Source organism: Desulfotomaculum sp. (assembly GCF_982386235.1).
Map to the genome: position 1 here is coordinate 72,154 of NZ_CEVWQM010000009.1, position 23,370 is coordinate 95,523.

A 23,370-nucleotide genomic window follows, 5' to 3' on the forward strand; every position below is an offset into this window, starting at 1 on the left:
CTAATCGCTATAGATCTTCTTTGGTTACCTTACCCAGTAAAATATCCTTGGCTTCAACCGGTTCCCTTTGTAAAACATAGGCCTGTCTAAGCATGTCTGTAACTTTGGTAATCTCCTTATTTTCATTAACATGCAATTCAGCGATTACCTCACCTTTGTTTACAAAATCACCAACTTTTTTTCTTAAGACCACACCCACAGCCAGGTCAATCACAGATTCCTTGGTGGCACGGCCAGCTCCCAGCCACATGGCGGCCAGGCCAACCTGTTCCGACTGGATTTCTCTAACATACCCATCGGTCAATGAGGTTACTTGGTGTATATCAGAGGCTTGGGGCAATAGATCAAAATGATCCACTACCTGGGGGTTGCCCCCCTGGGCCTGAACAAATTCTTTTAATTTATTTAAGGCTGCACCACTCTTTAACAGGTCTTCTAATTTCCTGCGGGCGGCCAACTGGTCTTTTTCAATACCTGCTAAACCAAGCATCTCACAGCCCAAACAAATACATATTTCTTTTAAATCAGCCGGACCGTTATCCCGTAGGGTTTCTATGGCCTCTTTTACTTCCAGGGCATTACCTATGGCAAAACCCAAGGGTTGATCCATATCTGTAATCAGGGCCACTGTTTGTCGCCCCAGGCGATGTCCAATTTCAACCATTGTCCTGGCTAAGCTAAAGGCATCTGAGGGGTTTTTCATAAAAGCACCACTGCCCACTTTTACATCCAAGACAATGGCATCTGCACCGGCTGCTATCTTTTTACTCATGACCGAAGCGGCTATGAGGGGAATGCTTTCCACCGTGGCAGTGACATCCCGCAAAGCATAAAGTTTTTTATCCGCCGGTGCCAACTGCCCCGTTTGGGCCACAACAGCCAATTTCAAATTTCTTACTTGTTCCAAAAAGCTTTGATTATCCATTGTTACCTTAAATCCGGGAATCGATTCCAGTTTATCGATGGTACCTCCGGTATGCCCTAAGCCACGGCCGGACATCTTGGCTACCGGTACACCAGCTGCAGCCACTAAGGGACCAACAATCAAGGTCACCTTATCACCGACGCCGCCGGTACTATGTTTGTCCACTTTTATCCCCGGAATCCCCGAAAGGTCTGCCTGGTCCCCGGAACGAGCCATAGAAATAGTTAAATCACCCGTTTCCCGGGGGGAGAAGCCTTGGAAAAATGCAGCCATCAGAAAAGCTGCGGCCTGGTAGTCTGGTATCTTGTCATGGGTATAACCCTGCACGAAGAAGTCAATTTCCTCCGAGCTAAGCTCCAGCCCCCGCCTTTTTTTCAGGATAATGTCAACCATTCTCATGCTCTAATACCTTCTTTCTATTCTCCTTACGATTGCAATATTTCGGGCGCAAAGCTTTTCCCAACATTAAAGGTAATGCCAAAAAGGTCGGCTAAGGTAGCCGCAACATCGCTAAAGGACGACCTTACGCCTAGGTTAACACCACTTTTTATCTGTTTCCCATAGACAATTAAGGGTACATATTCCCTCGTATGATCGGTGCCGGGCGTGGTGGGATCACAGCCGTGATCCGCTGTAAGGATTAATAGATCATCTGGCAGCATGGCTTCCATTATTTCCGGCAGCCTGCGGTCAAAGGCCTCCAATGCCCCGGCATAACCCACCGGGTCATTGCGGTGACCATAAAGGGAATCATATTCTACCAAATTGGCAAAAATAAGTCCTGCCTCTGTATCCTTCATAAAGTTTAAGACTTGATCAATACCATTCATATTATCCTTCGATTTAACAGAATCAGAGATGCCTACTCCTGCAAAAATGTCATATATCTTTCCTACTCCCATTGTCTTAATGCCTGCCTCTTGAAGAAGGGTTAAAATGTTGGGAACCTGAGGAGACACAGCATAATCATGACGATTGGCAGTACGTTTGAAAGAACCAGGGCTTCCCACAAAGGGACGAGCTATCACTCGACCTACTTTATGTTCCCCGTCTAACATTTGCCGGGCAATTTCACAAATTCGATATAATTCTTGTAATGGAATAATCTCCTCATGGGCAGCTATTTGAAAGACACTGTCAGCCGATGTATAAACAATCGGAAGGCCAGTTTCCATATGCTGTTTTCCTAATTCTTCAATTATTTGAGTGCCGGAGGCAACAACATTGCCTAGTATTTTTCGATTAATTCTTTTCTCAAATTCCTCAATGACTTCTCTGGGAAAGCCCTGTGGGTAAGTACGAAAGGGGGTTTCTAGGATGATACCTGCCAATTCCCAGTGTCCTGTGGTAGTATCCTTGCCCATCGATTTTTCGGCCATTTTGCCATAGGCCCCCATTGGATTGGCAATGGCCTCAACGCCCTCTATAGGATGTATGTTGCCAAGCCCCAACCTACCCAAGTTAGGTAAATGGATGCCCTTTACTGCCTTAGCCACATTCGCCAAGGTATTGCTCCCCTGATCCCCGTAATCTCCGGCATCCGGTAATTCTCCTATACCAACACTGTCTAATATAATGAGTGAAACTCTTTTAACCTTCTTTTCCGTCAACTCTATCACCTCTATAAAATTATCAAGCCCTCGGATGAGCTTTGGTATATACCTCTCTAAGTCTTAATTTCGTTAGATGGGTATATATTTGTGTGGTTGATATATCAGCATGGCCAAGCATTTCTTGAACGGCCCTAAGGTCTGCTCCGTTTTCTAATAGGTGTGTGGCAAAGGAGTGTCTTAGGGTATGGGGAGTGATCGTTTTATTTATTTTTCCTTCCTTGGCATACTTTTTGATAATCTTCCAAAAACCTTGACGGGTTAACCGGTTGCCTTGTACATTCACAAAAAGAGCCTGGTGCTCCGGTTTACCCTTTGTTAGTTTGACCCTGGATCTTGCCAGATATTCCCTGATGTAGTTTGCTGCAATTGAACCAAGGGGAATGATTCTTTCCTTAGACCCTTTACCCAAGCACTTTACATAACCCATGTCCAACTCTACATCCCTAATATTTAAAGAGACCATCTCAGATACCCTAATTCCTGTTGCATAGATTAGCTCCAGCATGGCCTTATCTCTTAAACCTGCGGCAGCAGCCAATTGCGGTTGACATAATAGATTTTCCACTTCCTCCGCGGAAAGTACATGGGGTAATCGTTGTGTTAATTTTGGTGATTCAAGATTTACCGTATGATCCTCTGAAATCAACCCCTCTGAAACTAGGAAGCGATAAAAATGTTTTAGTGCTGCTAAATGCCGTGAAATCGTAGCAGGTGCCTTACCATCCTTTTGCAGTTTATAAAGGTGGGATAAAATATGATTTCGATCAGCCTGCTCCAGTGAACGAACACCCTGATTTTTTAAATGTGTTACGTATTGACTGAGGTCTATTCGGTAGGAGGCTAAGGTATTTTGGGCTAGACCCCTTTCAACTGACAGGTAATGAATAAATTCTTCCAACCAGCGTTCCATTTTCCTCCCCCTTAACATAAAAAATAGTCCAACTTGTTTGGACTATTTCAACAGAAACCATTTAATCCCTTTTTATTTTTTACCCTGTAGGTGCTTTAACAGTTGTTCTATTATATTTTCTAAGCCGTGGTTTTTTTCATCCTCCCCACAAGTATTTGGAACGGGGCTGATAACCTTCATCGAATTACCAGTGGGCATTTTCTCTTCGGAATAAACCCCGATCCCCTTCAACATACCTGCCAGTTGAACCAGTAATATCGCCAATATCGTTAAGACCAGAGTAAACCTCATGGCTTTTAAGATTTTTCGTTTAATACCGGCAATGAATACAATCCGCACTTTTCCCCCTCCCGTCTATCCGTTGTCAGACGTCAGCCTTCAGCCTTACTTATATATCTAAAAATATGCTTAAAATTGGTTTTTTAGAATCGTTCCCCTGTCGTCTTGGGTGACAGCCTAAGGATGACAGAACTAGCGGTTTAGACCAAACCATGTTTTCGTATAATTTTTGAAAGTGTCACAAAACTATTTCCTCAGCCATATCCTGGTATAAACACTAGGTTTGGAGGTGCCTTATGAATCAAGATCAAGCACGTTTTTTAGACGCCCAAAGTCCATATACTCTTTTTTTAATTTTAATATTATTAATTTTAGGTACAGAAAAAGACCTGGAAAATCACCTGGAAAATGCACGGAATTTTATTTTGGAAACCAAGCGATCCATCGAAAGTTTTCGGGTGGGCTATGAAACCATGCAAACCAATTTAATGTCCTTTCATGCACAGCTCATGAATTTACAAAAATAATTTAGACCTCCTCGGGGGTCTATTTTTATTTTCTTAGCATATGCAAGGATTACCACGGCATAGGATTTTTAGAGTGGATAAAAATGGTTGGCCTGGGAGGAAAGCAACATGCAAAGAGCCAATGTTATTTTATTAATACTTATATTAATGGGCTTTTTTGCGGAATCTGCTCTATTGGCCACCGCCGGCTGTATCCTATTGGTATTAAGATTAAGTAAAATGAATCGATTGATGCTTACTTTAGAAAGAAGGGGCCTGGAAGTTGGTTTAATATTTTTAATGTTATCCGTTTTAGTTCCCCTGGCACACGACAATATAATATATAAAGACTTGGTTATGAAAACCCTTTCCCCCCAAGGACTACTGGCCTTAATCGGCGGTGCCTTGGCAACCCATATGAATGGGGAGGGTTTGAAGTTATTAAAGCTTGATCCCCAGCTTATTTTTGGCATGGTGATGGGATCCATTTTGGGTATCGTTTTTCTCGGTGGCATTCCCATTGGCCCATTAATGGCAGCCGGTCTCACTGCCTTATTCTTAGAGGTTTATTACTGGTTTAAATAATAAGGCCCCGCCTTCTTGTAGTTGGCTGGGGCCTTATTATTCAATAATCATTATTCTGTTATCCGATACCTATTTTTATAATGCCAGGCCAACACTGCCTCCGCAAAGGCTACCATTTTTTTGGTCATACCACCACCGACTTCACCATTGAGGCGGCTGGGTAATTCACCCTTATCTATTTTATCATAATCCGGGATACCCAACTCTGCCGCCATTTCGTTTCTAAATTCTGCTAAGGCTGGTTTTACATAGGGAACGAGTTCTTTGGGGACTAAACCTGAAAAAGCTGTACTTCTAATCAGATCATACGGCACATCTACCCGGGTCAATTCCTTCGACATGTCGTTTCCCTCCTAGAAAGTTTTGCTTTTTTCCTGTACTATCATCCTTAAAAATTTTATACTTTATGATAGTAAAAAAATATAGCATTCCCTTTGTCATAAAATATTATGCCCCATCCAGGGCAGAGTTATGTCAAGAATGTCTTTCCATACGTTTACATTTTTAAAAAATTTGCTGCGGCCTTAATTAAATCAGGTGTTATAAACGCTTCCACAATTCCTGCAGCAGCAGAAATGCAACAGACCACCAACATCAAGACATGGTAGCCCAGGATACCCGACATCACTGGCAATTTTGAGTTGCCAAATCTCCTAATCAGTAACCAGGAAAAGGACAGTGCCGCCACACTGGCTAAAAAAACGGCTGGTATGAGTAAGATGTTCTGTGGAACAACTGAGGTTAAGGCGAGAATAACCCCTTCTCCCGCCTTTTCTTGGGTCAAAAAGGCTACCGTAAACCCTAATGAATAGCCTCGTGCAAACAAGAGTGCTAGGATAGCCGGAGTACCAATGACAGTTAGGCCAAGGATATAAATAATACCAATAAAGAATAAATTATTAAAAACAGTATTTTTCACAACCTGAGACCGATCTATCATCACATCATTGGCTTTGTTAACAAAATTATCCAGATACTGCGTTAGCTGACCCAAAGTCTCGGTCTGCAAAGCATGGGCACCTAACCAACCAAAGGCAATCCCCGTGGCCAAAGCAGCAAATGCCAGCAAATAAATTGGCCAACTATTTTTTAGCGAAGACTTGCATAATTTCTCAAATGACCTAGCCATACCATCACCCCGCCATGTCCATTACTCTTGAGGATTTCTGTACATATTATGCGGGTCTGTCTGGTAAATAGTACTTACTTAAATAAGAAACCTGGCTGCTACGCCAGGGTGACAGGGTTGTTTAACCTCTATTTTGTACTACTTATTTAAAAAGCCATATTCAATAATTTTTTTCATAATATACTCTGCAGCAAGTACATCTTCCATCGAATTACCACTGGCAGCTACGATACAAATACCGGTATTGTGTTTGGCAGCCGCTTCTATGGCCCTCTGGGCCGCAGCTTCTGCCGGAGCTGCTCCTCTTTTTTTCATGGTTCTCGCCACCGTTCCAGTAATAACCTCTGGTGCCCCGGCATTTTGTGCAGCATCAAAGGCAACTCCACCGGTAGCAGTGGCAGCTACCACAACTTTATTCGTTAGACTGCAAATTTTTGCTGTTTCTGCCCCTAGATTAGGAATAATTGAAGTTACCTCAGCCCCCCCCTGGCGAACACCAGTCAGTAAGCGTGCAGCATTGTTCGCCCTCTCCTCATCGCTGCCTACCCTGGGCTCGGTTACCACAACCACACTGCTTGCAGCCTCTAAGGCCAGCCTAGCTGCTCTTCTGCCAATTGCTTCTGGGTCCAGGGGCACCGGCGGCCTCGCTGTATCCGGACTTGCTCCCAGTACTGCCAGGGCACCGGCATCAATGGCTGCTTCTAAGGTTGTAGACATATCAATAATATCCACCACCATAACCACCATCCCCTCCCGGGCAGCCTTTACCGCCCCACTGGCATTGGCACTCAGGGTGAGTAATTTCATAAATAACTCCCTTCAATTCGTCAAATATTCTTACCTGAACCGGGTACATAAAGCCGCTGCCCTTTTCATATACTGTCCCATAATGATGAGGAGGGACAAACATGTCACAACTTTATGTTTACTCGGATCGCATCTATTTCCTTTGCAAGGCCAAGGATTTATGTAAACTAATTCAGGAATATGCCAAGGAATATGGCACGGTGAAGAATTTGATTCGGGCAAAGTTGAATTGAGTGGGCCGTGGGCTAAATGGTTGAGCCTTCCGCTTTTTTACATGTCTGCTTTAGGGGGCTCATCCCTTGTCAGCCTGAACGGCAACGAAGGGCTGAGGGCTAACATACACTCCCGCCGCTCCAGCGGCTAGGAAAAACTCTGGATCTTGCTCCACAGAGCGTCCCATGGTCGTCACCTTAAGGCCATATTCCCGTAAGGACTCCAGGGCTGGCTGGGCATCAACAATGGCGATGTCGTGCTTACGGCTGATATGACTGTCTTCCAGTTGTTTTAGAACCAATTCCATCTTATCTGGTGTCAGCTTCGGCAAGACAACGGTGGACCTGGTTAAAGCAATTTTCCCCAGGGCTGTACGGCTATGGTGGCTGATGCCCAGGTGCCGCTCACGTTTGTCAGCAAAGCTGATTCGGGGGATAGCAATGGGTCTGCCGCCGAGAATATTTACCGCATTAATAATTTCACCCTGTTCAACCCCGGTAAAACCATAGGGTGAGCCACTGCCTACAATTCCTGGTCCCATGGCCACAATGATTATGTCAGCCTTAGCCACTGCTTTACAAGCCAGTAAACCAGTGTAAATATTAATGGCTTCCAAATCTCCGCCAAAGGCATGGCCACAGGTAACGGTTTGATCGATAAGACCTTTGCCTTTAAGCTCTGCCACCAGCCTTGATAAATGGATGGGCAGTGCAGCACCGTCGGTCATCAAGTAGGCAACCCTTAGCTTCCCCTGGGCTAGCTTCTTGATAGCTGCTGCCACTGGTGCCAACATGCTATGTAATGTACCAATAATGACAGGTGTTCCTGCCAAGGAATCTGCCTGCCTCATGATCTCAGCATAGGGACTGTCCGGTTCTTCCACTGCAAGTACCTTGACCTGGCAGGGGCTGTAGCGCAGTTTCATGATATGGCCTTCATGAGAAATATCCCGATCGGTCTGAGACAAGTTTCCCATAACAAAATGAGCACCCCCAGTGCCCAACTTCTTATAAACAGCGGTGGTATTTAATAAAACCTCATCCCCAACCATTACCGGGCCGGTGAGGTTATCATAATTAATTGCCTTTTCCCTATTCCTCTCCACCGACACCAAAAGCTCCGTAATACCAGGTCTACGGGAAATAATATCATCAACCATACCCCTACGGACACGAATCAAAACAAATCCCCCTTCGTTTCGCCTTTCGCTATTTTCTATCGTAAGCACCTGGCCTGGACTTATTCAACAAATGGTGCCCGGTACCATTTGTTGAATAAATCCTATTGCTTTTTATCCAATTTCTTTGCAAGCTCTCGGATATTTATTTTAATCCTCTGAATATCTTGTTCCATTTTATCCAGGCGACTATGTTCTGGATTCGCCCCGCCACTGCGCCGGACAACTTTGACGATAACTACAACCAGGACCACAAACAGTAAACTTAATACTAAAAAATTAAACAATTGAGCCAGCAGGGTTACATTATATCCCATGCCTTCCATAAAATCACTCCTATTAGCTTTCAGCCTTCGACTCAAGAGAACCGTCCCCTTGAGTCTCCTCCTAGTCTGACCATTTGCCTTTAGCTTTTGTCTTTGACTTAAGGATAACTACTAATGGCTAAAAGCTACTACCTCCTGGGCGGTTTTAATGATTTCTACGACATAGTTGGCGTTTTGGATTAGGTGTTCTTCGGTAATAAATTCTTCTGTGGTGTGTACCTTGGACATACCAATACCAAGGTTGGCGCAGGCTATACCCCGGCCGTTAAAGACGTTGGCATCACTGCCTCCGCCAGTCTGGCCCAGATGAGGTTTTATATCTGCATTTTCAGCAGCCTTGAGGGCAATCCGAACGGGTAAAGAGTCTGCAGCTAAATCGATGTGATCATATTGCTTAATAACCTCAATATCTACATGGGCTTCATAATGAGCCGCTGCTTTGGCAAACTCTTCTTTCATATGCTCAATTTGATCCTTTGCCTTAACAGGGTTTATGCTTCGGGCCTCTCCCTCAATCGTCACCTTTTCCGGTACAATATTGGTGGCCAGCCCACCGGAAATAGAACCTATGTTAGCCGTAGTTTCGTTATCAATACGACCAAGCTTAAGCTTGGTAATGGCACTGGAGGCGACCACAATGGCATTGATCCCTTGTTCTGGGGCAATCCCCGCATGGGCAGCTTTACCCTTTACCGTTGCTTTAAAACTATACTGGGTAGGAGCCTTAACAATGATTTCTCCTGGGGCACCGCCGCTGTCCAAAACAAAGCCAAGTTTTGACTGGATCAAATCATAGTCCAACCCTTTGGCCCCTACCAACCCCATTTCTTCCGCTATGGTAAAGACTACCTCAATCCCACCATGCCTTAGCTGGTTTTCCTTGACAACCCTGAGGGCCTCTAAGATAGCTACAATCCCTGCTTTATCATCGGAGCCAAGAATGGTGTCACCCGAAGCAATAATCCTGCCATTTTCTCTTCTAGGTTGCACACCCTTGCCTGGTTTAACAGTATCCATATGGGCTGACAATAAAAGAAGTGGTCCCTTTCCCCCATTGGCCGGTAAAGTCCCGATAATATTGCCAGTGGTTTGACCAACCTCAATATAGGAACCAGCATTATCCTCCCGCACCTCAAGCCCTAGGTCTGTAAGTCTAGCCTTTAATAAATCCGCAAGCTGACGCTCTGCACCAGACTCACTATCTACCTGTACTAATTCCAAAAATTCATTAATAACCCGATCTGTATTTACCACTGAGGTCACCTCCAAATTTTACTACCACTGTCAACCAACTTAATACATCATAGAATCAAAGTCAAGAATAAGAGAAGAGCAAGGAACACTTCAACAACTCAGATTTATGATTAATTCCTCCCAAGCTGGTCTAAGAAATTTAACATTTTATTCCTCTCGATAACCTTTGTTAGGCTATACTTTTCGGTAAAAATATGAAAGGCGATGAGAAATAGTAAGTAACCTATTTTAAGATTTTCAGGTAAAACCAGCACAGAGGTAATACCGATACTGGCACCCAGGGCATTCGAGCCTGTATCCCCCATCATTGCCCTTGCCTTAAGGTCACTGGGGAGATATGCCAGCAAGGCACCCGCCGTGATAACACCCCACACTAGATGACTTGCCGGCCAACTGGCTAAAAGCAGCATTCCCACCGCCAATAAATAGCCTTTGCCAGCTCTGCCCGGTCTCAGATCCAGTAAATTAATTGCATTAACAGATAGGGCAATAACCAGGGTATTGGTAATAACCTCAAGCCAATGGTTGCTGATAGTTACGGCCACTACCAAGGACATGATACCCCCGGTGACCAGCTTAAGGCCACCCGTGGTTAATTCTCCCCGCAGCATTTTTTTCAAGTGACCCTTTAGTCCGCTATCAGCCCGGGAGCCAAAAATATCATCTGTCAAGCCAAGTAAAGTCATGGAGCCAAGGACAAACAAATAAAGTAACCCACCAAGCTGGTAGGTATCTTCGTCAAGAAATATTAACACGCCAGTTGGTATAAGAGCACTTAAAAAAAACAAAAGTCCTACCCCAACTGGTATCTGATCCCCCCGAAAATTAGGCCGTACATATCCTGCCTCGGTAATCAATCTTAAGATACTCGTCAGGATCAGCCTGGCAATAATATATGTAATGAGCAAAGAAATAGCAAAATGGAAATATATCTCTTGAGTCATGGTACACCTCGTTTAGCTGTTAGCCATTCGCTTTTAGCTTTCGGGTGATGTCACGATGGTGACAGAGGCGTTCTGCTCGAATTATGTCGACCCAAAGCCTAAAAAGTTAACCTTTTATAAGTATATCCAGGTAATGGTATTTTATTTCAGGCCATATTTAATTAGACACCCGGTGAGAACCCTTGCTACGTGTACAAATTGCTTCCCCCGGTGCATAAAACCCTTTAAATCCCTGCCCGTTTCAGAATGGGACATTTGCGTGGGAACCTCCAAAACCCGAAAGCCAGCCCTGGCCACCTTTATGGTTAGGGCTACTTCAACGCCGTAACCCGAGGCAAAGGGAGTAACTGTTTCCAGTACCTGCCGTGTCATTGCCCTTTGACCGGATAAAGGGGCATTACTCTCCAGGCCAGTAAAGTATCGGATACCAGAGCGCGCCAAATTTTTTACCAGCCCAAACCCACCCTTCTTGCGAGCGCGGGGAAATTGGGCAATGGTCATATCTGCAGAATTATTTAATATAGGTAAAATAAGGGCCCTGGCTTCACTGGAACTACTTCCCAGGTCACCATCTAAAAGGGCTACGATATCCCCAGTCACCTTGGTAATCCCTTCGTTTAGTGCACCGCCTTTACCCATATTGGGGGTTAACCTAATTACGGTGGCCCCTGACTGCTCTGCCAAATTTGCAGTTTCATCCGTGGACGCATCATCAACAACAATAATTTCCGATACCTCCGGAATTCTTTGAATCCCTTTTATGGTATCGGAAATTCTTTCACTTTCATTATGGGCTGGGATTACCACTGACACCTTGACCGGACTGGCCACTTCCTACACCTCCAGTTGACTCAAAGGGTGGTAGTAACTGTTTGGCAGTGGGCTTAACCCCGTAATGTCCGGGCTTTCCTGCGATGGCCATAACAAGGGCCAATTGACCTGGAACTGTTTCAACGTTATCCACCGTGCTAATTCTCTTTTTCTGATAGGATTTCATATAGGAAAAGCTTACATTGGTTTCTTCAACTCCAAAGACCGGGAGTTTTTGCTGTAAAAAGTAATCAATCATGGCGTAGTCTAAAATCTCTGTCTTAACCAACATTTGATCCTGACTTCCACCAATGAATATTATACCATCGATTGGTACACCATAATCCCCGGACAATTTAAGCAAATCGACTTGTGCCAAAGTATTAAGCAAAGCCTGCTTTTCACCTGTTAAGATGCCCTTGGCAGTTTCTGTCGATAGGTATTTTACAACTTTCTGATCGTCAATTTCTTTAAGATTAAATTCATTTATTAAACGGTCTTTTCTGCCAGTTAAATCAAAACCATCCATTACCGTTGTGACAGACTGTACCGTTGCGCCGGACATGGTTAATGTGCTAATTATATCATCCAAGAAGCCATAACTATTGGTCTCAATGATAGCCAAACGCTTACCGGCTAATTTTCCAGCTACTAAGGGTGGTAATACCTGCTTCTCAAATTGTTTTTGGATATTATTATCGATCTCAAGATTATTGGCCCTGGCTTGTACAGCTTCATTTTTTTCTCTTAATTCCTCCAGTTGAACCTCTAAGCGATCCGCCAATTGTTTTTGACGTTCAACAATACCCTCATTCCCCAGTACAGCACTACCTACCAAAATGCCTATGCCCAAAGCAATAAATACAGCCACGAGGGAAGCAATATGGTAGCGATAATCAATCATCAAAGGATTTCCTGCCTCCTAAACTCCAAAGATTAAACGAACATTCAGCACCAGCAGCCTAAAGAGTTCCCTTGTGGGTGGGGCCATGGCAATGACCACTGTCAATGGAACGAGGCCCGCTAATAATATCTGGCCTACGTACTTCATTTTAACACGGCTTTTGTAAAGCTGACTAACACCTTTCGCATCAACTAAAATATCTCCGACCTTTAATCGCACCAAAAAGGTACTGGACATGCCTTTACGGCCCTTCTCCAAAAAGTCTAACATATTTGAGTGGGTGCCCACTGCCACAATCAGTTCCGTACCCTTTTCATAGGCCAACATCATGGCAATATCTTCACTGGTCCCCGGAGCGGGAAAAACTTTAGCAGATAACCCAAGGTTATTTATTCTTTCCATGCCCGGTGCCCTGCCGTCGGGATAGGCATGTACAACTAGCTCTGCTCCACTGCAAAGTGCCTTATCTGTGGTACTATCCATATCACCTATAATCAAGTCAGGCTTATAGCCAAACTCCAGCAATGCATCCGCCCCACCATCGACACCGATCAATAGGGGGTGAACTTCGTCAATATAGGATTTAATTGCATTTAAGTCTTGTTTATAATTGTGACCCCTAACAACAATAAGGGCGTGCCTGCCTTTAAAAGTGGTATTAACTTCAGGAATAAGTAATCCACCACAAACAAAGTCCACTTCATTTTTAGCATAGTCCAAAGTATTATGAATAAAACGGGATAAAACCCGATCCATACGGCTTCGGGACTGTTCCATGTGCTCTTTAACTTGTTGGAGATATAAAGATACTCCTTCTACTAAAATCTCCCCGCCTTGATAAACAATGTCCCCCCGAATTTCTAATTCGTCCCCATCTCGAACTAGTTCCATAATATCTTTCCCTACATTATCAATGATGGGAATACCAGCCTCAAGGAGTGTGATGGGACCTAAGTTAGGGTAATCATCGCTTAATGAAGGTTCGGCGTTTATAACAGCCTTCACCTTTGCAGCAATTAATGAATCTGCGGCTACCTTATCCAAATCATGGTGACAGATAACAGCTATTTCATTGGCATGAATTCTTTTAGCTAAATCCTTTGTTCGTTTATCTACCCTGGCGATTGCTTTAATATTCACTTACACAAATCACCACCTTAACACCTTCATTCTAATGTTATCAAATATTTAAGTCAAGTATATCAACTGGTATTTTATACCATTTATTTTTAATCCCATTCCCCTCTTAATTATTTACGTAAAACCGTTACCCTATCAAGGGGGTTCAATAGGACAAATAACCTGTCTCCTTGTCCCACTAAAAAACACCTCTTAAGAGGTGTTTTTTAGCTTTTATCTTTTCTTAACTTACTTTACTCTCTATTCTAAGTTTATCTGCCACCATGGCAATAAACTCAGAATTCGTGGGTTTTCCACGTTCTAGGTTGATGGTGTAGCCGAAGAACTTGGTCATCATCTCAATGTTACCGCGATCCCAGGCAAGTTCAATGGCATGACGGATGGCCCTCTCCACTCTGCTGGGGGTTGTTTGATACTTTTGGGCAATCATTGGATATAGTTCTTTTGTGACTGCCCCTAAAAGGCCAACCTCATTAATTACACATAATATGGCTTCTCTTAAATAATGATATCCCTTAATGTGAGCGGGAACTCCCATTTCATGAATAATGTTTGTAACCGCAACATCCAAATTACGAGGTTTACTAGGAGAAATATATTGTGCTACCTGCACGCCATCAGCAAGTTGGCGAATTCTAGTTGCCAACACGGCAAAATCAAAGGGTTTTAAAATATAATAATCTGCTCCTAATTCTACGGCCCGGGAAGTAACGCTTTCTTGTCCAAAGGCTGTTAACATAATTACCTTTGGTTTATGAGCAACTAAACCGGTTGATATTTTTTCTAAAACACCAATGCCATCTAAGTGGGGCATGATAATGTCCAAAACCATTACGTCTGGTGCTTGAGAATTAATTATTTCCAAGGCTTCCAGTCCATTATTGGCAATCCCAACAAGTTCAAAATCGTCCTGCTGATTAATAAACTCCTTCAGCAATTCACAGAAATCCTTGTTATCATCAGCAATTAAAACCTTGATCGCCTTTCTCATCATAGTTTAAAACCCCGCCTCCTATTTTTTCTCTTTATTTTTCTATATATTGGAAATCTATTTCTGATGCTCTATTAGTTTCGACAGGCGGGGTATAAACTCCTTCTTAAAAAGGTAAAAATTTACTTTTTAGCTTAAATTGATTGGTTTCGACAGAAATTTGGCTAAATTTTGTTATTTTGAGCATCTTAACAGGCTATAATACTTCTCTCGTCATTTTTTTCATTTTTTCTTATACTAACATGTTTGGAAATGGCACCAGAATTATATAACATCCATTCTGCAAGGACCCCATAACCACGTGCCGGGTCGTTGACAAAAACATGAGTAACAGCACCGATTAGCTTATTCTCTTGAACGATCGGACTTCCTGACATTCCTTGGATGATCCCTCCGGTTTTCGCCAGAAGTCTGGGATCCGTAATTTTAATAATCATCCCTTTTCCCTCTGCCTTACCATTGGGAATAACTTGCTGCACTTCAATGCTAAATTTTTCAATTCTATTATTGTTAAGAACGGTATATATTTCAGCTGGGCCTTCCTGTATTTCTGCGGTCATAGCCACAGGAATGGCTCTTTTACTATAATTATTTTTAGGTTCCTGGTCCAAAATACCAAAGATACCACAGTTGGTATTCTTAATGATATTTCCTGAAATCCCCTCTTCTGCGCTAAATACCCCTAACTTTTCTCCTGGTTGACCCTTTTTCCCCATTCTAATGCCCTCTATAGTGGCTCCCACTACCTTACCGCCGTTTAGGTTTATAGGCTGACAGGTATCTACATCGGTAATTATATGACCCAGGGCACCATAGGATCGTGTTTCCGGGTGGTAAAAAGTCATTGTCCCCACCCCAGCAGTACTATCTCTAACAAATAAACCTACTCGATAACGCTTTGTTTCATTACAGAAAATAGGGGTAATGGTTGCATTATAAGGCTTTTGGGTGTTCTTACTTTTTAGTATTAAAACCAGTGGTTTTCCTGTTTTACCCAAATTATTGATTTGATCCCGTACTTGTCCCTCCGTTTCTACTTTAACACCATTAATTTTTATTAAAATGTCCCCCAGTTTCACACCTGCTTCGGCCGCCGGATTGTGACGTTTTCCCTGCCCATCTATAATTGAAGACCTGCCAACCACCATAACACCTTCTGAATTCATCATAACTCCGATGGCTTGGCCACCCGGTATCACTTTAATCTCTGGTACAACACTGACCATCATTTCTCTAACCGGTATAAAACCAAATAACTTTACCTGTACTTTCAATTCCCCCGGTTTTGCTGCTACCGGTGCAGCTTGCCCTAAATAAAAGGCGGGCACTCCATCAATTTTAAATTCAAATTGATCGGTAAAAATTTTGGGTAGATTAAGTTGAAAATCAATCTTTTCTCCCACTGCTACCCGCTGCTGGGGCGGCAAATTTTGTACGACCTGGAACGGTAGCTGTAAACAAAGGCCCAAAAAGATAACCACCAGTAATACTGCTGGCAATTTCTGTTTCCGGTAGTCCAAGTACAGCCCCTCCTTTAATTTTCATTAGCAGTTTTTTTAAATCACCCCCGTGTATATGGCATGAATGGAAATTAAAGATATCTTGAAAAAAAGCTTAAAAATATTTGTAAGCTTAAGATAACCTCATAAAAAAGCTTTTACTCATGGCTTTTTTGCCGAAAATTGCCGAATTCAATAAAATCACACCCTGAGATGCTATTTGAAAGTTTTGTTTACTTTTCCGTTTCATTAAAAAAACGGTTGCTTCTCGCAACCGTTTTTTTAATCATCCGCCTTCAGCTTTTTTATGTAATGATTGTGGGTATATTTACCAAATGACCAAAGAAAGCATTTTATATAAAAAGCCAATTTTAGGATTGTTCGTCCCGGCTGATGGCTTTATTTCTTATAACTTGCCGACATTTTTAACATTTGTGCGGCATGATCCTTAACAGCGTCTGTTATTTCTCGTCCAGCCAGCATTCGGGATAATTCCTCCACTCTGCCTGCTTGGTCAAGCTTCTCCACGGATGTTTTGGCATGCCCACCGACAACTGATTTGCTGATAAGATAGTGATTATCTGCAAAACAAGCCACCTGTGCGCCGTGGGTAACACAGATAACCTGCCTGTTTTGCCCAATTAAAGCGAGCTTTTCACCAATAGCCTGTAGTGCTTTACCACCCACTCCTGTATCTATTTCATCAAAGATCAGGGTGGGTACCTCATCCACTCCAGATAAAAGCACCTTTAGGCCTAACATGATTCGGGAGAGTTCACCGCCGGAAGCGATCTTTTGCAGAGGGCGCAAGGGTTCTCCAGGATTGGGTGCAATAAGAAACTCCACTTCTTCCAAGCCCTGAACCGTGATCCCCGTTTTTTCAGTAAGACCTACCCGAAAATCAATGCCGCCCATTTCTAAATGTTTTAATTCCTGTGCCACTTGGTGCTCTAGCTGTTGGGCAGCTTCCTGCCGGAGCTTGCTAAGCTTCTTAGCATAGCTAAGCCACTGCTGCTCTAAGTTTTCAATAATATCCTTTAATTCCTCTGCCTGCTTGGTGCTGTCAGACACTTTTTTTATTTCTGTCCGTGCGGTTTCTTGATAGTCTAGTATTTCCTTTATGGAAGAACCATATTTATATTTCAATTGTTTGATTAAGGAAAGTCTGTTTTCAATTTGATCCAACCGTTCGGGGTTAAATTCCAGCTGATCACGATAGGAGGATATTTCTCTGGACACATCCTCCAACTGATAAAGAACCGCGTCTAAATTTTCTAATAGGCCAGTTAAACTATCGTCAATTTCCACCAGCTCCCTAAGGAAAACGGACGCTTTACCCACTGCATCCACCGCTGGGGTTAAAGTGGTCTCCCCACCATAAAGATAATCATAGATCTCCCCACTTAAGCGGGTAATTCTCTCAGCATTTATTAATAACCTACGTTCCGCAATCAGTTCTTCTTCTTCATCTTCCGTTAAATTGGCCTTGGCAATTTCCTTTGTTTGAAAGGATAACATATCCAACCTGCGGGCCATTTCCCTAGCGTTTGTTGCCAGTTCCCTAGCCTCGGTGGTGGCTTTTTTCCACTGGCTATATCGGTTTTTTACTTCATCCAACTGATGAAGGGTCTTCTGGCCGCCCAGCCTGTCCAACAACCAACGGTGCTTTTCCTGGTTTAAAAGTGACTGCTGTTCATGTTGGCCTAACATATCAATTAAGCCGCTGCCTATTTCTCTATAAACCCCTAAATTAATAGGTCTGCCGTTAACTCTACAAGTATTCTTCCCATTGCGACTCAATTCCCGGGAGAGGATCAGTAAATTATCCTCCTCGTAATCGATACCCGCATCATCCAGTTTTTCTTTTAACCAGGATAGTCCTGCTAGATCAAAGGTAGCCTGAACAGTGGCCTTATCTCTGCCAGACCGGATAAAGTCCACGGATGCTCTACTACCCAAGGCAACCTGCAGGGCATCAATCAGCATTGACTTACCTGCTCCGGTTTCCCCGGTGATTACATTTAAACCACGCTCAAAATTAACCTCTACATCATCAATCAGAGCAAAATTTTTAATGTATAATGCTTGGAGCAAAGCTATCTACCCCCTTGCTAATTCAAGGAACCTCTGCACAACCTCTGGTGTTGCCTCTTTCGGTTTAACAATAATTAGGATGGTATCGTCCCCTGCCACTGTCCCAATAATTTGCGGCCAATGGGAATGATCAATGGCTGAGGCCATGCCCTGAGCTTCCCCTGGGGGTGTCTTCAGAATAATTAGGTTTTCGCTGGAGTTAATATCCGTCAGGGATAGACGAACCAACCTTTTTAACCGATCCTCGCCGCCTCTTCTAAGCACCGGTTCATCTGGCGAAGCATAATAGGAATTATTATTTTCACCAGGAATTTTCACCAGACTTAATTCTTTAATATCCCTGGATACGGTTGCTTGGGTCACTTCAAAGCCCTCCGCCCGCAATATGGCAGCCAGCTCTTCCTGGGTTTCAATCGCTCTTTCCCTTACTAATTCAAGTATTTTAGCCTGTCTTCTAGTTTTCACTTTTTTCCCCCGCCTTTTCGATAAAAATGACCCCTGGTGCTGAGGGAGGACTGTTAAATAGGGTCAATTTTAAAACCTTAAATTTTTGTGTATCCAACGTAGAGACCAGTTGTTCAATAGCCTCTTGCTCCTGTTGCCCCCCCGGGTGCCCTGGGTAGACAACAATAACGATTCTTCCCCTAGAAACAAGCAAGTTCAGTGTTTCATTCATCGCTCTCAGGGTTGTTTCTGTTTCTGTAATGATTTCATGATTGCCCCCGGGCAGATAACCTAGATTATAAATAGCTGCCTTAATGGGTTGCTTGATATATTTACCTATATTTTGGTGCCCATCCTGTATCAGCTCTATCCGCTGATCCAATACTCCGTGTGAAGCTAATCTTTCTTTGGTTCTTTGGATAGCCTGTGCTTGAATATCAAAGGCATAGACTTTACCTTGGCAGCCTACACTTTGGGCCAAGAACAAGGTATCATATCCGTTGCCCATGGTCCCATCCAGGGCTGTATCACCAGGGCCTAAGATTTCAGCTAAAAAATAGTGACCTATTCTAGCTACCGCAAACCAATTAATCAAAACCGCTCTACCACTCCTTTAACTTTTCCCTAAGAACTTTAAAAAATCCTGTTTTTTCTATTTTTAAAAAGCGCGCTTTTATCGGAGCTTTCTTAATTAGTATCCGGTCTGAGCCCTTTAAAGCTACACCATACTGCCCGTCTAAGTTTAGTCCCACATTCTCTACACAGGGCAACACCTTTATTTCAACGATGCTTTCTGGGGCTATCACCATCGGGCGGCTAGATAAGGAATGGGGGCAAATAGGCGTGATTGCGACAGCCTCCATATCCGGTGATATGATCGGTCCGCCTGCGGATAGGGAGTAGGCCGTGGAACCAGTGGGACTGGCTATAATCACGCCATCCGCTGCAAACATTCCTACAAATTCATTATTAACTAAAATATTGAGTTGAACCATGCGCGAGGAAGCACCTTTGGAGACAACCGCATCATTTAAGCAAAGAGCTTGCTCGATAACCCGGTCATCACGTATCAACCTAGTCTCTAACATCATTCTTTCTTCTATGTAATAATGTCCAGCAATTAAGGCCTGCAGCTTTTCCCTGAGGTCTGGGACATCGATTTCTGTCAAAAAACCCAAACGTCCCAAATTAACCCCAAAAATAGGGATGCCAGTGGATGCAGTTTGTCTCGCACAATTCAGCAGTGTCCCGTCGCCACCCCAAACCATAATGCAATCACAATGATTGCCCAGTTCCCGGGTTGGCATACCTTGTTCCGGACAGCCCAAAAGTGTTGCGCTTTCCTTATTGTATAAAACCTTTATCTGCTGCTCAGCCAGCCAGGAAATAACCTCCCGAACTGGTATTGACAAATCGCCCTTATTGCTGTTGACCACCAGTCCGATGGTGTTCAACTGATATTTCCCCCTTTTAACAAAATATAGGTTAAGAGTATGCCGGCACAAAAGGTAAGGAGGTATGGCAGCGGCTTGATTCCCTTTGGGGAAGGAAAATCAATTTCAAATTCAAGCCGATATAGTTTTTTGTTATCCATATCCAAAACCAGAACCCCGTCAGGACGATAAATTAAAAAGTATTCCAACAATTGCCTTCGTATCTCCGGTGAAACCGGCCTTTGAGCCGTTTCCCCCGTTTTTACATCCACCACAAAAATTTGTTTCCCTTTTTGTACAATTAGATCGGCCTTAATATAGCTTTGATGGGGCTTACCATTGACCTTTGTCACAACAGGTACCCGCTCCTGTACTGCCAGCACCGTATAGCCCTCTGCTTCTAAGTATTTCCTGGCAGCACTCTCCGCTCTGCCTGCCTTTAATACTCTTCTTCTAGCAATATAGGATTGGCCTCGTTTAAGAAAATTATAAATGATGACAGCTCCAATAATGACGCCGATAATCAAAAAATCGCTAGGAAGCATCATAACACCTCCCATAGCTTCAGATGGTTACTCCAGTGTACCGTGGGCACACTTTACAATTTCTTGGACCTTAGGTTCAATGAACTTGCCCTGTTGCCCCTTGGTAAAGTAGAGTAAGTACTCAATATTTCCTTCGGGACCGCGCACCGGGGAAAAGTCCAGACCCGCCACCTGCCAGCCTAAATCATGAACGATCCTGAGTATCTTTTCAATTACCTCCACATGGACAGCCGGGTCACGAACGACTCCCTTTTTGCCGACCCTCTCCCGGCCTGCCTCAAATTGCGGCTTAATCAAGGCAACTCCTTCTGTCATCGGTTCTGTTAGGAGGTCTACCCGGGGCAGCACCAATGCCAGTGAAATAAAAGATACATCGATGGTAGCAAAACTGGGCCTTTCCGGCAAGGCTTCCGGTTCTAGGTATCTAACATTGGTACGCTCCATACTAATTACTTTGGGGTCTGAGCGAAGCTTCCAGGCCAGTTGCCCATAGCCGACATCCACTGCATAAACCAACCGGGCTCCATTTTGCAGGGCGCAATCAGTAAAACCCCCGGTGGATGCCCCGATATCAATGACGACTCGGTCCTTTAAATCAATCTTAAACGCCTTGATCGCTTTTTCCAATTTGAGGCCGCCACGGCTAACATAGGGTAATTTATTGCCCTGTACTTGTACCTTAACCTCTGCTTTCACCGGATGACCCGGTTTATCTACCCGTTCCCCATCAACAAAAACGAGCCCGGCCATCACCGCGGCTCGGGCCTTTTCCCGACTGGGAAAAAAACCATTGTTTACGAGATAGACATCTAAACGTTCTCTGGTAACAGCCAAAGTAAAATTGCCTCCAATTTAATTTGCTAGCTTGAAAGATGGCCATGAGCCGTTGATTGCCTTGCAGCATGGCCAACTATCTTTTTTTAAGAACAGCTTTTAAAGAACGAATTTTCGTGTTTTGTACACCATTTTTTAGTACAGTATCAACAATTCCATTAGACGTCAAGTTATAATTGGCCCTTAAGATGTCTTGGGTGCCATGTTCAACAAATTCATCGGGAATGCCCATTCTTTTTATTTTGATATCCGTAAGTTCGGCTGATTCGATTAGCTCAAGAACAGCACTGCCAAAACCCCCAGCCAGAACATGTTCTTCTATGGTTACGACATTCCCAATACGTTTAACATAGTTTAAGATAAGTTCTTCATCCAGGGGCTTGGCAAACCGGGCATTGATCACCGCAGCCTCAATACCCTGGGCACTTAAAGACTCAGCAGCCTTTAATGCTTCCTGTACCATGTTGCCAATGGCCAGGAGAAGAACGTCGGTACCCTCTCTTACTACTTCACCCCTGCCAATGGGCAGACACTTTAGCGACTCCGCTAAGGAAACCCCCACACCATTGCCCCGGGGATATCTTATCGCCACAGGTCCATCATAGGACACAGCTGTTTTAAACATATGTTGTAATTCAGCTTCATCCTTCGGGGACATAATGATTAGATTCGGTACATTGCGTAAAAAGGACAAGTCAAAGACACCATGATGGGTGGGACCGTCATCCCCCACCAGACCACCTCTGTCCATGGCAAAGGTAACGGGTAAATTCTGCATGCAGACATCATGTAAGAGTTGGTCGTAAGCCCTTTGCATAAATGTTGAATAAATGGCTGTCACAGGTCGATACCCCGATGCAGCCATGCCTGCGGCCATGGTTATGGCATGCTGTTCGGCAATTCCCACATCAAAGTACCTTTTGGGAAACTCCTTGGCAAAGTAGTTTAAACCTGTACCGCTGGGCATGGCTGCTGTAATGCCAATCACTCTTTCATCCTCTTTAGCCAGCTGTACAAGAGTTTTTCCAAATACCTCGGTATAACTTGGGGGGCCCTCGCTTTTCTTTACTACGCCGGTATCCGGGTCAAAGGGACCCACCCCATGATAAGAATCCGGGTTTTGTTCTGCTGGCTGATATCCTTTGCCCTTTTTCGTAAGCACATGAACTAACACTGGACCACTTACGGTTTTAGCCTGCTGCAGCATGGTAATAACCGCTTTGATGTCATGTCCATCAACTGGCCCAAGATAGGTAAAACCAAGTTCTTCAAAAAGCATTCCGGGAACCACTAAATATTTTAGACTGTCCTTTAACCGATCTGCTAATTTTAGCAGTTTAGAACCATGGGGTAATTTTTGCAATAAATCTGAGATTTCATCTTTACCCTTAGAATATTTGGGGTCCGTTCTTAACCTGCTTAAATACCCGGACAAGGCTCCAACATTTGGTGCAATCGACATTTCATTATCATTTAAGACAACAATCATATTGGTCCTTAGATGGCCGGCGTGGTTCATCGCTTCAAAGGCCATACCGCCAGTCATAGACCCATCACCGATGACCGCAACCACAGAATTATTTTCTCCCTTGAGATCCCGGGTTAAAGCCATGCCCAGAGCGGCGGATATGGAGGTGCTGCTATGGCCGGTGGCAAAGGCATCATGGATACTCTCCCCCGGTTTAGGAAAGCCGCTGATACCGCCATATTGGCGCAAAGTTGCAAACTGCTCCAGGCGTCCGGTAAGCAATTTATGTACATAACTTTGGTGTCCAACGTCCCAAATTAAGCGGTCCTGGGGTGTCTCAAAAACCCGGTGCAAAGCAATCGTAAGCTCCACCACCCCTAAGTTTGGTGCTAGATGGCCACCGGTTTGAGAGACGGTTTGAATGATCACATCTCTTATTTCGTGAGCTAAACCCTTCAGTTGTTTCATATTTAGGCTTTTTATATCCTTGGGACTAGAAATATTTTTTAATAAGGAATCCAATCAATGTCCACCCTCTTT

General features: G+C 43.8%; 26 protein-coding genes. 3 read left to right on the forward strand and 23 right to left on the reverse strand.

Features of this window, described 5'->3' with window-relative positions:
* Positions 1-7 precede the first annotated feature (7 nt).
* The 4 genes from AC1U9Z_RS07340 to AC1U9Z_RS07355 form a co-directional block, all read right to left on the reverse strand.
* On the reverse strand, positions 8-1,324 hold the full coding sequence (locus tag AC1U9Z_RS07340) for a pyrimidine-nucleoside phosphorylase (RefSeq protein ID WP_479956647.1): 1,317 nt from the start codon (positions 1,322-1,324) through the stop codon (positions 8-10).
* Positions 1,325-1,350: 26 nt separating this feature from the next.
* Positions 1,351-2,535, reverse strand: a complete 1,185-nt coding sequence (locus tag AC1U9Z_RS07345) for a phosphopentomutase (protein WP_333531344.1) — start codon at positions 2,533-2,535, stop codon at positions 1,351-1,353.
* A 22-nt stretch (positions 2,536-2,557) separates the two neighbouring features.
* Complete coding sequence (gene xerD, locus AC1U9Z_RS07350) at positions 2,558-3,448, reverse strand: site-specific tyrosine recombinase XerD (RefSeq protein ID WP_333531343.1); 891 nt, start codon at positions 3,446-3,448, stop codon at positions 2,558-2,560.
* 72 nt (positions 3,449-3,520) lie between these two features.
* Positions 3,521-3,787 (reverse strand): hypothetical protein, encoded by a 267-nt coding sequence (locus tag AC1U9Z_RS07355; RefSeq protein ID WP_333531342.1) that lies wholly within the window; start codon positions 3,785-3,787, stop codon positions 3,521-3,523.
* A gap of 236 nt (positions 3,788-4,023) precedes the next feature.
* Here AC1U9Z_RS07355 and AC1U9Z_RS07360 point away from each other — a divergent pair, with 236 nt between their 5' ends.
* Together AC1U9Z_RS07360 and AC1U9Z_RS07365 are read left to right on the forward strand one after the other, a co-directional pair.
* A complete protein-coding gene (locus AC1U9Z_RS07360; protein ID WP_479956650.1) occupies positions 4,024-4,254 on the forward strand; it encodes a hypothetical protein in 231 nt (76 codons plus the stop codon).
* A 108-nt stretch (positions 4,255-4,362) separates the two neighbouring features.
* Positions 4,363-4,818, forward strand: a complete 456-nt coding sequence (locus AC1U9Z_RS07365; RefSeq protein ID WP_333531340.1) for a DUF441 domain-containing protein — start codon at positions 4,363-4,365, stop codon at positions 4,816-4,818.
* A gap of 50 nt (positions 4,819-4,868) precedes the next feature.
* On the opposite strand, the gene AC1U9Z_RS07370 is transcribed toward AC1U9Z_RS07365, so the two are convergent.
* The 3 genes from AC1U9Z_RS07370 to AC1U9Z_RS07380 form a co-directional block, all read right to left on the reverse strand.
* The gene (locus AC1U9Z_RS07370; protein WP_333531339.1) at positions 4,869-5,159 is read right to left on the reverse strand and encodes an alpha/beta-type small acid-soluble spore protein; all 291 of its coding nucleotides are present in this window, start codon (positions 5,157-5,159) and stop codon (positions 4,869-4,871) included.
* Positions 5,160-5,314: 155 nt separating this feature from the next.
* Positions 5,315-5,947: a stage II sporulation protein M gene (gene spoIIM / locus AC1U9Z_RS07375; RefSeq protein ID WP_479956651.1), complete on the reverse strand. Its 633-nt coding sequence runs from the start codon at positions 5,945-5,947 to the stop codon at positions 5,315-5,317.
* Positions 5,948-6,085: 138 nt separating this feature from the next.
* Entirely contained in the window at positions 6,086-6,754 is a 669-nt protein-coding gene (locus tag AC1U9Z_RS07380; RefSeq protein ID WP_333531337.1) for a hypothetical protein, read from the reverse strand.
* A 101-nt stretch (positions 6,755-6,855) separates the two neighbouring features.
* Here AC1U9Z_RS07380 and AC1U9Z_RS07385 point away from each other — a divergent pair, with 101 nt between their 5' ends.
* The gene (locus AC1U9Z_RS07385) at positions 6,856-6,987 is read left to right on the forward strand and encodes a hypothetical protein (protein ID WP_333531336.1); all 132 of its coding nucleotides are present in this window, start codon (positions 6,856-6,858) and stop codon (positions 6,985-6,987) included.
* A 59-nt stretch (positions 6,988-7,046) separates the two neighbouring features.
* On the opposite strand, the gene AC1U9Z_RS07390 is transcribed toward AC1U9Z_RS07385, so the two are convergent.
* From AC1U9Z_RS07390 to dxs, 16 genes are all read right to left on the reverse strand, one after another.
* Positions 7,047-8,147 carry a DUF3866 family protein gene (locus AC1U9Z_RS07390; RefSeq protein ID WP_479956653.1) on the reverse strand — a complete coding sequence of 367 codons (1,101 nt, stop codon included), beginning with the start codon at positions 8,145-8,147 and terminating at the stop codon, positions 7,047-7,049.
* Positions 8,148-8,248: 101 nt separating this feature from the next.
* Complete coding sequence (locus tag AC1U9Z_RS07395) at positions 8,249-8,470, reverse strand: hypothetical protein (protein WP_333531334.1); 222 nt, start codon at positions 8,468-8,470, stop codon at positions 8,249-8,251.
* Positions 8,471-8,581: 111 nt separating this feature from the next.
* On the reverse strand, positions 8,582-9,724 hold the full coding sequence (locus AC1U9Z_RS07400; protein WP_479956654.1) for a M20/M25/M40 family metallo-hydrolase: 1,143 nt from the start codon (positions 9,722-9,724) through the stop codon (positions 8,582-8,584).
* 110 nt (positions 9,725-9,834) lie between these two features.
* Positions 9,835-10,668 (reverse strand): hypothetical protein, encoded by an 834-nt coding sequence (locus AC1U9Z_RS07405; RefSeq protein WP_479956656.1) that lies wholly within the window; start codon positions 10,666-10,668, stop codon positions 9,835-9,837.
* A gap of 141 nt (positions 10,669-10,809) precedes the next feature.
* Positions 10,810-11,499 (reverse strand): glycosyltransferase family 2 protein, encoded by a 690-nt coding sequence (locus tag AC1U9Z_RS07410; RefSeq protein ID WP_479956658.1) that lies wholly within the window; start codon positions 11,497-11,499, stop codon positions 10,810-10,812.
* Positions 11,456-12,382 carry a copper transporter gene (locus AC1U9Z_RS07415; protein ID WP_333531372.1) on the reverse strand — a complete coding sequence of 309 codons (927 nt, stop codon included), beginning with the start codon at positions 12,380-12,382 and terminating at the stop codon, positions 11,456-11,458. The genes AC1U9Z_RS07410 and AC1U9Z_RS07415 overlap by 44 nt, the downstream gene beginning before the upstream one ends.
* Positions 12,383-12,400: 18 nt before the next feature.
* On the reverse strand, positions 12,401-13,522 hold the full coding sequence (gene steA / locus AC1U9Z_RS07420; RefSeq protein ID WP_479956661.1) for a putative cytokinetic ring protein SteA: 1,122 nt from the start codon (positions 13,520-13,522) through the stop codon (positions 12,401-12,403).
* Between the two features lie 223 nt (positions 13,523-13,745).
* A complete protein-coding gene (spo0A, locus tag AC1U9Z_RS07425) occupies positions 13,746-14,516 on the reverse strand; it encodes a sporulation transcription factor Spo0A (RefSeq protein WP_333531329.1) in 771 nt (256 codons plus the stop codon).
* A gap of 185 nt (positions 14,517-14,701) precedes the next feature.
* Complete coding sequence (gene spoIVB / locus AC1U9Z_RS07430) at positions 14,702-16,033, reverse strand: SpoIVB peptidase (RefSeq protein ID WP_479956664.1); 1,332 nt, start codon at positions 16,031-16,033, stop codon at positions 14,702-14,704.
* Between the two features lie 378 nt (positions 16,034-16,411).
* Positions 16,412-18,106, reverse strand: coding sequence for a DNA repair protein RecN (gene recN, locus AC1U9Z_RS07435; RefSeq protein ID WP_479956666.1), 1,695 nt, complete (start codon positions 18,104-18,106; stop codon positions 16,412-16,414).
* Positions 18,107-18,112: 6 nt separating this feature from the next.
* Positions 18,113-18,571 (reverse strand): arginine repressor, encoded by a 459-nt coding sequence (gene argR, locus AC1U9Z_RS07440; protein ID WP_333531326.1) that lies wholly within the window; start codon positions 18,569-18,571, stop codon positions 18,113-18,115.
* Complete coding sequence (mnmM, locus tag AC1U9Z_RS07445; RefSeq protein WP_333531325.1) at positions 18,561-19,145, reverse strand: tRNA 5-(aminomethyl)-2-thiouridylate-methyltransferase MnmM; 585 nt, start codon at positions 19,143-19,145, stop codon at positions 18,561-18,563. The genes argR and mnmM overlap by 11 nt, the downstream gene beginning before the upstream one ends.
* Positions 19,146-19,152: 7 nt before the next feature.
* Entirely contained in the window at positions 19,153-20,004 is an 852-nt protein-coding gene (locus tag AC1U9Z_RS07450; protein WP_479956671.1) for an NAD(+)/NADH kinase, read from the reverse strand.
* Entirely contained in the window at positions 20,001-20,528 is a 528-nt protein-coding gene (locus AC1U9Z_RS07455; RefSeq protein ID WP_479956673.1) for a hypothetical protein, read from the reverse strand. Before AC1U9Z_RS07455 ends, AC1U9Z_RS07450 begins: the two co-directional genes overlap by 4 nt.
* A 27-nt stretch (positions 20,529-20,555) precedes the next feature.
* A complete protein-coding gene (locus AC1U9Z_RS07460; RefSeq protein ID WP_479956675.1) occupies positions 20,556-21,362 on the reverse strand; it encodes a TlyA family RNA methyltransferase in 807 nt (268 codons plus the stop codon).
* Between the two features lie 76 nt (positions 21,363-21,438).
* Positions 21,439-23,352, reverse strand: coding sequence for a 1-deoxy-D-xylulose-5-phosphate synthase (gene dxs / locus AC1U9Z_RS07465; protein ID WP_479956677.1), 1,914 nt, complete (start codon positions 23,350-23,352; stop codon positions 21,439-21,441).
* Between the last annotated feature and the right edge of the window lie 18 nt (positions 23,353-23,370).